We start from the raw sequence: 14027 nt of genomic DNA, 5'->3' as shown, positions 1-14027 counted from the left end.
AAGATAGGGCAGTATCTACAGCATGAGCATTCGCGCCGATTTCCAGCCCACCGTAGATGAGTTCATAAGTGATCTGAAGTCCTTCGCCACCGGCGATTACCTCAAAGAGGAGGAAAAGGAGTTCTGGGAGGCTCCGTTTGATGCCAGCGTGCTTCCGGAGCTACGCGGTCACCTTGAGAATATGCTCGATGGGCTGGATGCCCTTCCGGATGATCCAGATGGCCCGCAGCTGGTAACCGTGTTGTCCAAGACCGTTCGTGCGTTGGCCAATTTTAATCGTGCCCAGCACGACGCTGTCCTCGAGCCGGAAGAGAAGGAAGAGCTATCTGAGCTTATCTACAATGCCTGCGCGGCAACTGGAGCAGATGACGAAGCTCTATCGCACATTCCAGAACTAGACTTTTAGTTCTTGTCCTCCCGCTTTTTGAGCGCCGGCCCGCGGCATATTCGCAGCCTGGCGCTTACTTCTGTGCCCTTAGCGCATGGTCGGTTTCACCCCACAGCCTTTTTAAAGAGAAAGTTAGTTTTATTCTCGTGCAGCACCCCGATGCCGTTTCTGGTCTGACAAAGCCCGCCGCCATTTTCTGGGACATGGATGGCACGCTCACCAATTCGGAGCCGCTTTGGGCGGAGGCAACGTTCTATCTCTCGGAGCTCCTAGGGAAGCGTTTAACTCCCACCCAGCGCCTTGCCACTGTAGGGGCGACTTTTGAGACGACCTTGGGGATTTGCGCAGATAATGCGGGGGTGACACTGCGGCCCGGTGACAGCGATCGATACCGCGCTCGGATGTTTGACTATGTCAAAGGTCTTTTCGCTCGCAAGCTGGAGATTTTTCCCGGCATTCCTGCGTTGCTGCATGAGCTGAAGGCGGATGGCGTGCCAATGATGGTGACGACTAATACCGAGCGCAACGTCGCCGATGCCGCCATTAGCGCGTTGGGGCGGCAGTACTTTGTCGATACCATTTGCGGGGATGAAGTACCTTCCGGGAAACCTGCACCGGATATGTACCGCGAAGCGGCCCGCCGCATCGGAGCAAAACCTGCGGATTGCTTGGTATTTGAAGATTCCGCGACGGGAATGCGCGCCGCAGTTGATGCTGGCTGTGTAGTCATCGGCTTGCCCGAAGATGACGAGGTGGAGGTTCCGCCGGAGGTCACCGAGGTCTCCCAGCTCCGCAACTCGCGGCACCTCGCCGGTGCTCGGGCCTCCGAGGTCTATGAGTGGTTTAGCAAGATTTCGGAATAGCGGTAGGACTTCAGGGTTTTACTACATTCCCTAACTACCTGTGGAACAATAGGTAGCCGTGAAGAACTTTGAGAACCTTTTTGCTGAATTATCCGAAAAAGCTGCCCAGCGCCCCGCTGGTTCTGGCACCGTTACCGCTTTGGATAAAGGCGAGCATCACATAGGCAAAAAGATCATCGAAGAAGCCGGGGAAGTGTGGATCGCCGCAGAGTATCAGTCTGATGCTGAGCTAGCAGAAGAAGTGTCTCAGCTGCTCTATTGGACTCAGGTCATGATGCTCAAGCGGGGGCTTACCCCAGAAGACATCTACAACTACCTTTAAACAGCGCCCCACGGGACGGAAGGATCCGCATGATAAAAATTGCTGTACCGAACAAAGGCTCACTGTCAGAATCCGCCGTGGACATTCTTGCAGAGGCCGGCTACAAGGGGCGTGGACATTCCAAAACACTCAACGTGGTTGATGCGGATAACGGGGTTGAGTTTTTCTTCTTAAGGCCCAAAGATATCGCCATCTATGTTGCCCGCGGTGTTTTGGATCTGGGTATTACCGGTCGCGATTTAGCTCTCGACTCAAAGGCGAGCTTTGATGAGGTTCTGCCATTAGGGTTTGGAGGATCTACTTTTCGCTATGCAGCCCCGCAGGGGGAGGAGTGGGATATCTCTCAACTGGATGGTCGCCGGATCGCGACCTCTTACCCCAATCTTGTCCGTGCGAACCTTGCCGAGCATGGAATTGAGGCCGATGTTATTCGGCTAGACGGCGCGGTAGAGATCTCCATCCGGTTAGGCGTTGCCGATGTCATTGCTGATGTCGTGTCAACTGGTACTACCTTGCGCCAACAAGGGTTGGCGCCGTTCGGCGAGCCGATCATTGAGTCCGAGGCCGTAGTAATCAAGCGCACAGGGGTAGAAGTTAGCGAAGAAGAGCAGGTGGTGCTCGACCGCATGCAGGGAATTTTGCACGCTCGCACCTATTTGATGATCGATTACAACATCGCGCAATCCAATCTCGATGCGGCTGCTGGTACTACTCCCGGGTTAACCGGTCCTACGGTCTCACCTTTGGCGCGTGAGGGCTGGGTGGCGGTGCGCGCGATGGTTCCCAAGAAAAACGCCAACCAAGTCATGGACCGGCTTTCCCAACTCGGCGCAGAGGCGATCTTGGCTTCTGATTTACGCATCGCCCGCTTTTAGGGGGAGCGAATTTTCTGGGTCGGCCCAAATAGATTCAGTCGTGGCTAACATTAGCGCTTGAGGTTACTCATCCGAATATAAGTCTCGACAGGCAAAGGAGCCGAGCCATCATGGCAAAGTCCTCTAAGAAAGAAGAAAAGGACACCAAGTCTGCAGCAAAGGACGTGAAGAAGAAGGAAGCTGATACTTCCACTCACGCTGCACAGCAGAAGGTGGCCGAACAGAAGGCACCTAAGAATTCCAGCAAGAAGACTCGCACCGAGACCGACCTTCTTGGCTCTTTGGAAGTTCCAGCGGACGCTTACTACGGTGTGCACACCGTTCGCGCTATGGAAAACTTCCAGATTTCTTACGTGACCATCAACACCATCCCGCACTTCATTCGCGGCATGGTCCAGGTCAAAAAGGCGGCTGCCATGGCAAACCGTCGCCTTCACGTGTTGCCTAAGAAGAAGGCCGAAGCCATCATCTGGGCTTGTGACCAGATCCTGGAAGAGGGCCGCTGCATGGACCAGTTCCCACTGGACGTATTCCAGGGTGGTGCTGGTACCTCGCTGAACATGAATACCAACGAGGTCGTTGCCAACCTCGCTCTGGAATACCTTGGTGAGGAGAAGGGCTCTTATGACATCATCAACCCCAATGATGATGTGAACATGTCCCAGTCCACCAACGATGCTTACCCGACCGGTTTCCGCCTGGGTCTGCATGCAGCGGTTGACCACCTCATTGAGCGCATGGATGGCCTGCGCGCCGCGTTCCAGGACAAGGGCAATGAATTCCAGGACATCCTGAAGATGGGCCGTACCCAGCTCCAGGACGCTGTTCCGATGACCTTGGGCGATGAGTTCAAGGGCTTTGCCAATAACCTGAACGAGGAACAAGCATTGCTGCGCGATGCTCAGCGCCGCCTGCTGGAGATCAACCTGGGTGCAACCGCAATCGGCACCGGCGTAAACACTCCTGCCGGCTACCGCCACCAGGTCACAGCAGCCTTGTCTGAGGTTACGGGCTTGGAAATGAAGACCGCACGCGATCTCATTGAAGCAACCTCTGACTGTGGTGCTTACGTGCTGCTGCACGCAACCATTAAGCGCGCAGCGATGAAGCTCGCCAAGATTTGTAATGACCTGCGCCTGCTGTCCTCCGGCCCTCGCGCTGGCCTGGCTGAGATTAATCTGCCAGCCCGCCAGGCTGGCTCCTCCATCATGCCGGGTAAGGTAAACCCGGTTATCCCGGAGGTTGTCAACCAGACTTGCTTCAAGATCTTCGGCAATGACCACGTAGTCACCATGGCCGCTGAGGCAGGCCAGCTGCAGCTAAACGTCATGGAGCCGGTCATCGGCGAAGCACTGTTCCAGTCCATTCGTATCATGGGCAACGCCGTCGATGCGCTGCACGAAAAGTGCGTCACGGGCATCACCGCCAACGCGGATGTGTGCCGCGCCTACGTAGAAAATTCCATTGGTATCGTCACCTACCTGAATCCGTTCATCGGCCACCACAATGGTGATTTGATCGCTAAGGAGTCCTTGGAGACCGGCAAGGGCGTCAAGGAACTCGTCTTGGAGAAGGGCCTGCTGGATGAAGCAACCTTGAACAAGGTTCTGTCCGTAGAAAACCTCATGCACCCAGAGTTCCGAGGCCAGCTCTTCATTGACGAAGACTAAGCCCACAGCGCTTTAGGAGCAGCAGGGTATAGTGCCCGCGGAGTAGGCCCCCGCAGTTGCCGCCACTTTTACTTCACATGGAAGTAAAGCAGGCGGAGGCTGCGGGGGTTTGTGCATGGTGAAGGGGCACTATTCACATTCATCTTTTATTCTCCTATACAGGGACGATGCGTCTTAGAATACCGGTCATTTTATAGCGGAATCCTTATTTTATGTGGGAATCAACACAAACAGGCACTTTGAATGAATAAATCACCACAGCGGGTGCAAAATAGAAGATGTTGAGGACGGCATGCACTCTTTATGGAGATGCGTGCCCATAGTTTGCATAGAGAGCGTATGGAGTACGTCCATGGTTATTGTTCATATAGTCATCGTTCTCGCGGCCATCGTTTTGGGTGCGAGAATTGGATCAATTGGTATCGGTATGGCCGGCGGCCTCGGCGTGTTGGCGCTTGGTCTCACCGGTGTTCCCATTACTAGGGAAGATATCCCCTTCGATGTTATCGGCATCATCATGACCGTCATTGCTGCTATCGCAGCAATGCAGCGAGCTGGCGGTATGGACTATTTGGTGCACATTGCAGAGAAGTTCCTGCGCAAAAACCCAAAGCGGATCACGTTCTACGCGCCAATTGTGACGTGGCTAATGACGGTTCTCGCTGGCACCGGGCACACTGCGTTTTCTACTTTGCCGGTTATCGTCGAGGTAGCTAAAGAGGGTAAGGTTCGTCCTTCACGCCCGCTATCCATCGCGGTAGTTGCCTCTCAGATGGCAATCTGTGCTTCGCCCATTTCGGCAGCCGTGGTGTTGCTCGCTAGCCTGCTAGAGCCGACTGGGGTGGGCTATTTGCAGGTACTGGCGGTCGTTATTCCGGCGACATTCCTGTCTATCTTCCCAGCTGCCTGGGTAGCTAATAAGTTTGGCAAAGAGCTTGAAGATGATCCGGTTTACTTGGAGCGCAAGGCACAAGGCCTGGTCAAGGAACCACTCGGCGCAGGGAACTACTCTCCGCAGAAGGGTGCCAAGGCTTCTGTTCTCGTGTTCTTGGTAGCCATCATCATCGTGATGGCGTGGGCCACCCTGACCTCGGAGCAGGTGGGGCTTATCGCCGACCCGACCCTTCCACGTAATGAAGCCATTATGACGGTCATGCTCACCGCTGCCACCATCATCGTTATGATGACCAAGGTCCCGGCTGGAGATGTTTTGAATACGCCGGTCTTCAAGTCCGGTATGTCCGCATGTATTTGTGTGCTGGGCGTGGCTTGGCTGGGCACCAGCCTTATCAACCACTACATGGACGATATTCAGTCTATGGCTGGCAGCGTTATTGAATCTTCGCCGTGGCTGCTCGCAGTGGTGCTATTCTTCGCTGCAGCGTTGCTGTACTCGCAAGCCGCTACGACCAAGGCCCTTATGCCGGCAGCCCTTGCCCTGGGAGTAAGCCCCATTACCGCAGTCGCTGCGTTCCCGGCGGTGTCCGCTCTGTTTATCCTGCCGACTTACCCAACCTTGTTGGCAGCAGTGGAGATGGACGATACCGGCTCGACTCGTATCGGCAAGGCCGTATTCAACCACCCATTCCTGATCCCAGGTACGGTCAGCATCGTGCTCTCGGTTCTCTTGGGCTATGCATTCGGTTTCGTCCTCCTATAACTAGAGGAAGTTAAAACCATCTCCAAGGCGCCCTTCAGGGCGCCTTTTTGGTTGCAGCATCAGCGGGCAACTTAATTCATTTCACTTTCTTGTCTAAATGAGCCTTATTTAACTCAATCGCTCGGTAGGCTTAGGCCATGACTACTCAGCTATCCGATGTTGAAATTGCCCAAGCCCACCAACTGCAGCCGATCACGGAGATTGCCGCCAAGGCGGGCATTCCTTCCGACGCCGTGATTCCCTACGGCACCACCAAAGCCAAGGTAGATATCACCAAGGTTGACTATTCCAAGGAAAACCGGGGCCAGCTGGTGCTTGTCACCGGCGTATCACCTACCCCTGCCGGCGAGGGAAAATCCACCGTTCTCATCGGCTTGACCGATGCCCTAGACCAATTGGGCAAGAAAGCGATAGTTGCCCTGCGAGAGCCCTCCCAAGGGCCAGTGATGGGCATTAAGGGCGGTGCGGCTGGCGGCGGCTATGCACAGATTGTGCCCATGGAGGACATCAATCTGCACTTCACCGGGGATTTTCACGCGATTACCTCCGCAACCAACACCTTGGCCGCCATCATTGATAACCACATACATCAAGGAAACGCGTTGGGTATCGACCCACGACGAGTAACGTGGCAGCGGTGCATGGACGTCAACGACCGTGCCTTGCGCAACGTGGTCACTGGACTGGGCGGCCCAGCCCACGGCGTACCCGCTGAAACCGGTTTCACCATTACTGCCGCTTCTGAAATCATGGCCATTTTGTGCTTGGCCACAAACCTTGAAGACCTGAAGAAACGTCTTGGCGATATCACCATCGGGTTCACCTACGATCAACGCCCTGTTACCGCGCGTGACCTGAACGCAGAAGGTGCGCTCACGGCACTGATGCGTGATGCCCTTAATCCGAACCTCGTACAGACCCTCGGCGGGGTACCAGCCTTGGTACACGGTGGACCATTCGCCAATATTGCCCACGGTTGCAACTCCCTATTAGCAACTCAAACCGCTCTACAATTCGGCGATATTGTCCTGAGCGAAGCTGGCTTCGGCTCCGATTTGGGCGGGGAAAAGTTCGTCGATATCAAGGCACGCTTTGGCGATCTGGATGTTGCCGGTGCGGTTGTTGTTGCCACCATTCGTTCGCAAAAATACAACGGAGGAGTAGCCAAAGATAAGCTCACGGAAGAGAACCTAGATGCGCTCAAGGCGGGCATTGTCAACCTTGAGCGCCACGTAGAAAATCTGCGCAAATTCGGTATCAAGCCAGTGGTAGCGCTCAACCTCTTTTGGTCGGATACGGAGGCGGAACGCGAGTTTATGCGGCAGTGGGCCAAGGACTTTGGAGTGGCCTTGGAAGAAGCCAACGTCTGGTCCGAGGGCGGTGCAGGTGCGACTAAGCTGGCAGAGACCTTGCTGGAGAACCTGCAGGGCGGTGCCAAGCAGCTCTACGATCCGCAGCAAGGAATTGAAGCCTCCATCGAGACCATTGCTCGCGAGATTTATCGCGCCGACCGCGTGGAGTATGGAGCAAAGGCGCTTAAAGATCTGAAGTACATCCAGGACAATGGCTGGGACAAGCTACCCGTGGTCATTTCCAAGACTCAGTATTCCTTCAGCGATGATGCATCTGAATTGGGTGCGCCGGAAGGCCATACGCTGCATGTCCGTGAATTGCTGCCGCGCACCGGCTCAGGCTTTATCGTTGTGCTTACCGGCAATGTTATGACGATGCCGGGGTTGCCAAAGAAGCCAGCGGCCAACAACATAGACGTCGATAAGGACGGCACTATCTCCGGACTTTTCTAAGGCCGCGTGGACCTAGTCCTTGTTATCCGCCGCGGAACCAGGCCACCCTGGATACTGCGGCGGCGTGCCGCCGAATTCGGGGCAGAGATCCTGGTGGGCACACCAGCCACATAGCTTGGAGGGCTTGGGGCGGAAATCCCCGGCGCGCCCATCGGCTTCAATTTTGGCCCACAACTCGCCGAGATCGCGCTCGAAGTACTCCAGCTCCTCTCGGTTTGGGCTAAGAAACATCGAGTCCAAGACCTTGAGGTACATAAGCCGCAACTGGTGGGGGATAGTGCCTAGAATGCGCCAGTAGACTAGCGCGTAGAAACGCATTTGGAATTGGGCATCTTGTGAATAGCGGGGCAGTGGTTTCTTGCCGGTTTTATAGTCAACGACGCGGACCTCGCCCGTCGGCGCGCGATCCACTCGGTCGATGAAGCCACGAACGGGAACGCCATTGGGAAGAACTGTGTTGACGTACATCTCGGTTTCTTGGCAATCAAAGCCCTGTGGGTCTTCCATCTGGAAATAGCCTTTGAGCAGTTCTCTGGCGGAAACGAAGAAGTCATAGGTGTCTTCTTCTGGCACGAGCTCGAGCAGTTCCGCGTCCTTTGCGGTCATGTCTGCCCACGAGGGCTTAATCATCTTTACTGCGGCAGGATAGGTGCGCTCTGCGCGCGGTAGCTTATGCATTTCTTCCAGTACGGCATGCACTAGGGTTCCTTTGACCTGTGCAATGGTTTTGGGTTCGGGCAGCTTGTCAATGGCCCGGAAGCGATAGAGCAGTGGGCACTGCTTGTAATCGGAAGCGCGCGAGGGTGACAGGGCAAGCGGGCGGGGTGTCGATGAAGTAGCCATGGTGTATCTAGCCTATCGCCGTGCGTTTCGTGGCAAGCTAGGAGGTATGAGTTATACCGAAGAATTCCTTAATTTCATCGCCGCTTCTCCTTCCTCTTATCACGCTGCGGAGGAGGTATCCCGCCAATTGCGCGAGGTGGGATTTGATCTACAGGATGAGAGTGAGGAATGGTCGGCCGCACCAGGTGGCCACGTGATGGTGCGCGGTGGCGCGGTAGCGGCTTGGTATGTACCACAGGAGGCGGATAAGAATTCTGGTTTTCGCATCGTGGGGTCACATACGGACTCGCCGGGCCTGGTGCTCAAACCCACGCCGGACTTTTCGGCGGCGGACTGGCAGCAAGTAGCAGTAGAGGTCTACGGCGGGGCGCTACTGCATACCTGGTTTGACCGAGAGTTGACCGTCGCTGGCCAGATTGTGACTAAGGACGGCACGCGGCATGTGGTAAATACTGGCCCTGTCCTGCGCCTGCCGTCTTTGGCCATCCACCTGTACCGCAAGGATGAGTTCAAACCAGACCGACAGCACAATATGCAGCCTGTCTTAAGCGTCGGTGACCCAGAGGCATCGATCTTGCAGGTAGTGGGGGAGAAGGCGGGCGTCGGCAAGCAGGATATTGCATCCTTCAACCTGATTACGGCCGATGCCGCCCGCGGTGAGGTCTTTGGGGCAGGAGAGCAGTTCATTGCAGCCGGGCGCATGGATAATCTTTCTTCTGTACATGCCTCCTTGGCGGCGATGAAGAATGCTGCCAAGGACTATCAGGGCAAGGATATTTTGGTCATGATGGCCTTTGACCACGAAGAGGTAGGTTCCAGCTCCCGCTACGGTGCGGGCGGGCCTATTCTGGCGGACGTCATTACTCGAACGGCCCGGGCACTGGGAGCTAACGAGGAGGAACGCTTCCAGATGTTTTCCCGCTCGAGTTGTGTGTCGGCCGATGCGGCACATTCGGTGCATCCCAATTACGTGGGCAAGCACGATCCCACGCACCACCCGATAATCGGCAAGGGCCCAGTGACCAAGATCAACGGCAACCAGCGCTATGCCTCCGATGCCACCACAGTGGCGTTGTGGGAAGCAGCGTGCGACAAGGCTGGCGTGCCGGTGCAGCGCTTTGTGGGCAATAATGACGTGCCGTGCGGATCGACCATCGGTCCCATCACCGCAACCCGTTTGGGCATCGACACCGTGGATGTGGGCGTGCCCATGCTGTCGATGCACTCGGCGCGTGAAATGGTGGGCGAGCGGGACCAAGTATGGCTTGCACAAGCGCTTGAGGCATACTTGGTGGGATAGTAATCGCAACCTCGAGGAGTCTTGAGACATGGCTTATTCCGGCCCCTTTGCCTATGGCGACCGCGTGCAGCTTACTGACGCCAAGCGGCGCCACTACACGGTCATCCTTGAAGAGGGAGGCCAGTTCCACTCCCACAAGGGCATAATTAACCACGATGACATCGTGGGTATGGATGAGGGTTCGGTTATTGAGTCCACCCTTGGCTCCTCCTTCCTGCTGTTCCGCCACCTGATGGTGGACCATGTGCTGTCCATGCCGCGCGGTGCCGCGGTGATTTACCCCAAGGATGCGGCACAGATCTTGGTAGAGGGCGATATTTTCATGGGCGCGCGCGTGCTCGAGGCCGGTGCCGGTTCCGGTGCGCTATCCATGTCTTTGCTGCGTGCCGTCGGCCCAGAAGGCCATGTGTATTCCTATGAGGTGCGCGATGATCACCTTGAGTATGCGGTGGATAACGTGAAGGAATATTTTGGCGAGCAGCCGGAGTGGTGGTCGCCGCGCCTTGGTGATCTGGCAGACGTTACCGCTGCAGACCTGGGTGGGCCGGTAGACCGCGTTATCCTCGACATGCTCGAACCATGGGAACACTTGGAGACCGTGCGCGATCTCCTCATCCCAGGTGGCGTGTTTATGACCTACGTGGCAACGGTGCCACAGCTAATGAAGGTCATGGAAGGCATTCGTGAACTCAAGTGCTTCACTGAGCCCAAGGCATGGGAATCGCTGGTGCGTGAATGGAAGGTCGAAGGCCTAGCTACCCGCCCAGAGCACCGCATGAATGCGCACACCGCCTTCCTCATCTGGACTCGCCGCCTGGCCGATGGTGTCACCCCACCACGCCCGCAGCGCCGTGCCCGGAAGTAGGGCCGCTTTAACGCCCAGAATTTAAAGCGGAAGTGCCCTCTTTCGCTGCCCGCGCCGCGTTAGAGTAGTGGGCATGGATGAAGCCACGGACTATAAGCGGCAGGTAAGCCAGCTTGCCGCCCGCAATCAGAAGTTGGCGGGCTTATTAAAAGAATCGCGCGTGAAGCTGGAGCAGCTTTTTGCCGAGCTCAACGCGCTGGCTGAGCCGGCATCGACCTACGGTGTTTTTCTAGGTTATTCGCCGAACCACAGCGAGGTGGGAACCACCGCGGAGGTCTATACCAATGGCCGCATTATGCAGCTTAAGGTCTCGCCTAACGTGGAACCAGGCAGTCTCTCGGCCGGCCAGCAGGTTCGCTTGGGCGATGGCTTCGTGGTCGTGGAAGGGTGCCCGCCTGAGCGTACAGGCGAGCTAGCAACGGTGGTGGAGCGCCTCAGTCAAGACCGCCTGATAGTGGCAAATTCCTCTGGTGAGGAAAAGGTAGTGCTGCTAGCCCAAGCACTGCGCGAGGATACCCGGGTGTCGGCAGGCGAGGTAGTACTCGTGGATCCCAAAGCTGCCATCGCACTAGAAAAGGTGGAAAAGACTGAAGTCACCCAGCTTTCTTTGGAAGAGGTCCCGGATGTGCGCTATGAGGATATCGGCGGGCTGGACGAGCAGATTTCCCAGATCCGCGATTCCGTAGAGCTACCGTTTATCCATCCCGACCTCTATCACCAATACGAGCTACAGCCGCCTAAGGGCGTGCTCCTGTATGGCCCTCCAGGGTGCGGTAAGACGCTTATTGCCAAGGCAGTAGCCCACTCTTTAGCCCAGCAATTAGGCAGCGACGGCACGAGCTACTTCCTCAATATCAAGGGCCCAGAGCTGCTCAATAAGTATGTGGGGGAGACGGAACGCCGCATCCGCCTCATTTTTGAGCGGGCCCGCGAATTGGCCCAGCTCAGCGCTGACCGGCCAGTGGTCATCTTCTTCGATGAGATGGAATCGATCTTCCGCACTCGTGGCTCGGGTGTGTCCTCCGATATGGAAACCACGGTTGTTCCCCAGCTGCTCACGGAGCTCGATGGAGTTGAGAGCCTGTCCAATGTGATCGTCATTGGCGCTACCAACCGCGAAGAACTCATCGATCCCGCCATCATGCGCCCCGGCCGGCTTGACATCAAGATCCGGGTTAACCGCCCGAATAAACAGGGGGCCCGAGAAATTTTCGCCCGGCACTTCACCGAATCCGTCCCGCACCAGGGCGCGTTGGACGAACTCATTATCGCCGCGGTGGATGAGCTTTATGCCGATCGCCCCTTCGTACAGCTGCACTTTTCCAGCGGGGAACGGGAAATATTGCATTACCGCGACTTTGTCTCCGGCGCAATGATTGCCAATATCCTCTCGCGGGCCAAAAAGCTGGCTATCAAGGACGCTCTCCGGTTGCGTGCAGGCAGCGAGCAGGCGGCAGGTGGGGACCACGAGGGCATCGCCAAGCAACACTTGCTCGATGCCATCGCAGCCGAGCGCGCCGAGTCCGAATATGTACCTACCTCCACCAACCCGGAGGAATGGACCAAGATCATTTCCCAAGACCATTCCGGTGCCCGCGTGGAACGGGTGGAGTTATTGACCACAAGGAGGAGCGCATGAGCCGCATTGTAGGTACCGAAACCGAGTACGGAATTGCGACCCCAGAGCTACCGGAGTACTCACCTATTATTTCTTCCACTCACGCGGTAGTAGCTTATGCCGCGATGCACACAGGGGCGCGCTCACGCTGGGATTTTGCCGAGGAACACCCGCTGCGCGATTCCCGCGGTTTTGATCTCAAGCGCTACCAGACGGTGCCCGTAGTCGACCCGAATGCCATCGGAGTAGCCAATGTGGTCACGGCTAATGGCGCGCGCTTTTATGTTGACCACGCGCACCCGGAGTATTCCGCACCGGAATGCACTAATGCCTGGGAAGCTACGCTTTATGACGCCGCAGGGGACGCCACGCTCCTGCAAGCGGCTGCGGCCGTGGCGGGGCTGAGCGCGCAAGGAAAGTCCGTTCTTGCCAACCACGAGCCCTGCCCAGCCCTGCGTTTTTATAAAAATAACGTGGATGGAAAAGGCGCCTCTTATGGCTCTCATGAGAACTATCAGTACTCCCGTGAAACGGACTTCGACACCATGGCGCAGGCCCTCATCCCTTTCTTCGTTGCTCGCCAGGTAGTCATCGGCGCCGGGCGCATGGGACGCGGCGAGTTTGGTGAAGAGCCAGGTTTCCAGATCTCCCAACGCGCTGATTATATTGAGCAAGAAATCTCGCTGGAGACCACCCTCAACCGCGGCATTATCAATACCCGCGATGAGCCGCATGCGGTCCATGCTGACTTCGGCCGCCTCCACGTCATCATTGGGGACGCGAATATGTCGCAGACGTCTACATTGCTCAAACTGGGGATGACCTCTCTGGTGCTCGATGCCATCGAAGAGGGCGTGGACTTCAGCGACCTCCGCCTGCAGGATGCTGTGGCGGAAGTCCCACGCGTGAGCCGCGATCTTAGGCTTCAGCATCGGCTCACGCTTGCCGACGCCCGCCAGCTCACCGCCCTAGAGCTCCTTGCCGAATATCGCGCACGCGTCACCCCACGCACACCCACCGATCACAAGGTCCTCGCGGCCTGGGACGAGGTAGTTTCGCTACTGGAGAAAGACCCGATGCAGGCCGCACACCTGCTGGACTGGGTGGCAAAGTATCGCCTGATTAAGGGCTATCTCGACCGCGGCGTCAATCCAGACGACCCCAAGCTGCGGCTCATAGACCTGCAATACGCGGAGATTGACCCAGCCAAATCGCTTCACCACGCTCTAGTGCGCAAAGGCCAGATGCGGCAGCTTTTTAGCGCCGCCGAAATTGAGCGTGCTTCCAGCTGTCCGCCGGAGGACACCCGCGCTTATTTCCGCGGCCGAGTAACGCAGAAATTCGGCGAGAACATCATTGCCGCAAGCTGGCAAAGCCTCACCGTACGAGTAGGGGAGGGCACCGACGCACCGTGGGCCACAGTCCCCATGGATATCGCCACTGGTCTCACTCAGGCTGAATGTGGAGAGATGATTGACGCCGCCGACACGGTCGAGGATCTTCTCCAAAGACTCACTGACAGCGAGATCCACCCCGAGTACCGTAATTAACAACCACGAATTAAAGCAGGATCCACAGAAAGGATTTCCCACCTATGTCCACTCACCAGTCTCAGGTCACCGGCGGTAATGGCGGCGATAACTCCGCTGGCGACGAGGAATTTACCTCCACGCAGCTCAGCATCAATACAACCGGCACCGATGAACTCCTCGATGAGATCGACGGGCTACTAGAAAATAACGCCGAGGAATTCGTGCGCTCCTATGTCCAAAAGGGCGGGCAGTAAGGGTGAGTGACCAGCGCCCTGTCTTTGCTCGA

The 14027-nt window shown here is 56.6% G+C and carries 13 protein-coding genes; 12 read left to right on the top strand and 1 reads right to left on the bottom strand.

Features of this window, described 5'->3' with window-relative positions:
- Positions 1–22: 22 nt before the first annotated feature.
- From QP904_RS00430 to QP904_RS00400, 7 genes are all read left to right on the top strand, one after another.
- Positions 23–406, top strand: a complete 384-nt coding sequence (locus QP904_RS00430; protein WP_284835346.1) for a hypothetical protein — start codon at positions 23–25, stop codon at positions 404–406.
- A gap of 128 nt (positions 407–534) precedes the next feature.
- On the top strand, positions 535–1251 hold the full coding sequence (locus tag QP904_RS00425) for an HAD family hydrolase (RefSeq protein WP_284835345.1): 717 nt from the start codon (positions 535–537) through the stop codon (positions 1249–1251).
- Positions 1252–1309: 58 nt separating this feature from the next.
- Positions 1310–1573, top strand: a complete 264-nt coding sequence (locus tag QP904_RS00420) for a phosphoribosyl-ATP diphosphatase (RefSeq protein WP_284835344.1) — start codon at positions 1310–1312, stop codon at positions 1571–1573.
- 29 nt (positions 1574–1602) lie between these two features.
- Positions 1603–2448: an ATP phosphoribosyltransferase gene (gene hisG / locus QP904_RS00415; protein ID WP_284798515.1), complete on the top strand. Its 846-nt coding sequence runs from the start codon at positions 1603–1605 to the stop codon at positions 2446–2448.
- Positions 2449–2558: 110 nt separating this feature from the next.
- Positions 2559–4118, top strand: a complete 1560-nt coding sequence (gene aspA, locus QP904_RS00410) for an aspartate ammonia-lyase (protein ID WP_023027852.1) — start codon at positions 2559–2561, stop codon at positions 4116–4118.
- 352 nt (positions 4119–4470) lie between these two features.
- Entirely contained in the window at positions 4471–5778 is a 1308-nt protein-coding gene (locus QP904_RS00405; protein ID WP_023021547.1) for an anaerobic C4-dicarboxylate transporter, read from the top strand.
- 137 nt (positions 5779–5915) lie between these two features.
- Positions 5916–7583, top strand: a complete 1668-nt coding sequence (locus QP904_RS00400; RefSeq protein ID WP_023021548.1) for a formate--tetrahydrofolate ligase — start codon at positions 5916–5918, stop codon at positions 7581–7583.
- A gap of 12 nt (positions 7584–7595) precedes the next feature.
- Here the strand turns inward: QP904_RS00400 and QP904_RS00395 are convergent, their stop codons facing one another.
- Positions 7596–8426 (bottom strand): RecB family exonuclease, encoded by an 831-nt coding sequence (locus QP904_RS00395; protein ID WP_023021549.1) that lies wholly within the window; start codon positions 8424–8426, stop codon positions 7596–7598.
- A gap of 46 nt (positions 8427–8472) precedes the next feature.
- Here QP904_RS00395 and QP904_RS00390 point away from each other — a divergent pair, with 46 nt between their 5' ends.
- The 5 genes from QP904_RS00390 (at position 8473) to QP904_RS00370 (ending at position 13995) form a co-directional block, all read left to right on the top strand.
- Positions 8473–9726, top strand: a complete 1254-nt coding sequence (locus QP904_RS00390) for a M18 family aminopeptidase (protein ID WP_023021550.1) — start codon at positions 8473–8475, stop codon at positions 9724–9726.
- A gap of 28 nt (positions 9727–9754) precedes the next feature.
- Positions 9755–10591: a tRNA (adenine-N1)-methyltransferase gene (locus QP904_RS00385; protein WP_023021551.1), complete on the top strand. Its 837-nt coding sequence runs from the start codon at positions 9755–9757 to the stop codon at positions 10589–10591.
- Positions 10592–10664: 73 nt separating this feature from the next.
- The gene (gene arc / locus QP904_RS00380; protein WP_248098288.1) at positions 10665–12230 is read left to right on the top strand and encodes a proteasome ATPase; all 1566 of its coding nucleotides are present in this window, start codon (positions 10665–10667) and stop codon (positions 12228–12230) included.
- Positions 12227–13759: a depupylase/deamidase Dop gene (dop, locus tag QP904_RS00375; RefSeq protein ID WP_049378141.1), complete on the top strand. Its 1533-nt coding sequence runs from the start codon at positions 12227–12229 to the stop codon at positions 13757–13759. Before arc ends, dop begins: the two co-directional genes overlap by 4 nt.
- 44 nt (positions 13760–13803) lie before the next feature.
- Positions 13804–13995 (top strand): ubiquitin-like protein Pup, encoded by a 192-nt coding sequence (locus QP904_RS00370; protein WP_023021554.1) that lies wholly within the window; start codon positions 13804–13806, stop codon positions 13993–13995.
- Positions 13996–14027 lie beyond the last annotated feature (32 nt).

Origin of the sequence: Corynebacterium nasorum (assembly GCF_030229765.1) — a bacterium.
Lineage (GTDB): Bacteria > Actinomycetota > Actinomycetes > Mycobacteriales > Mycobacteriaceae > Corynebacterium > Corynebacterium kefirresidentii.
This window is presented reverse-complemented; position numbering and strand designations above follow the sequence as displayed.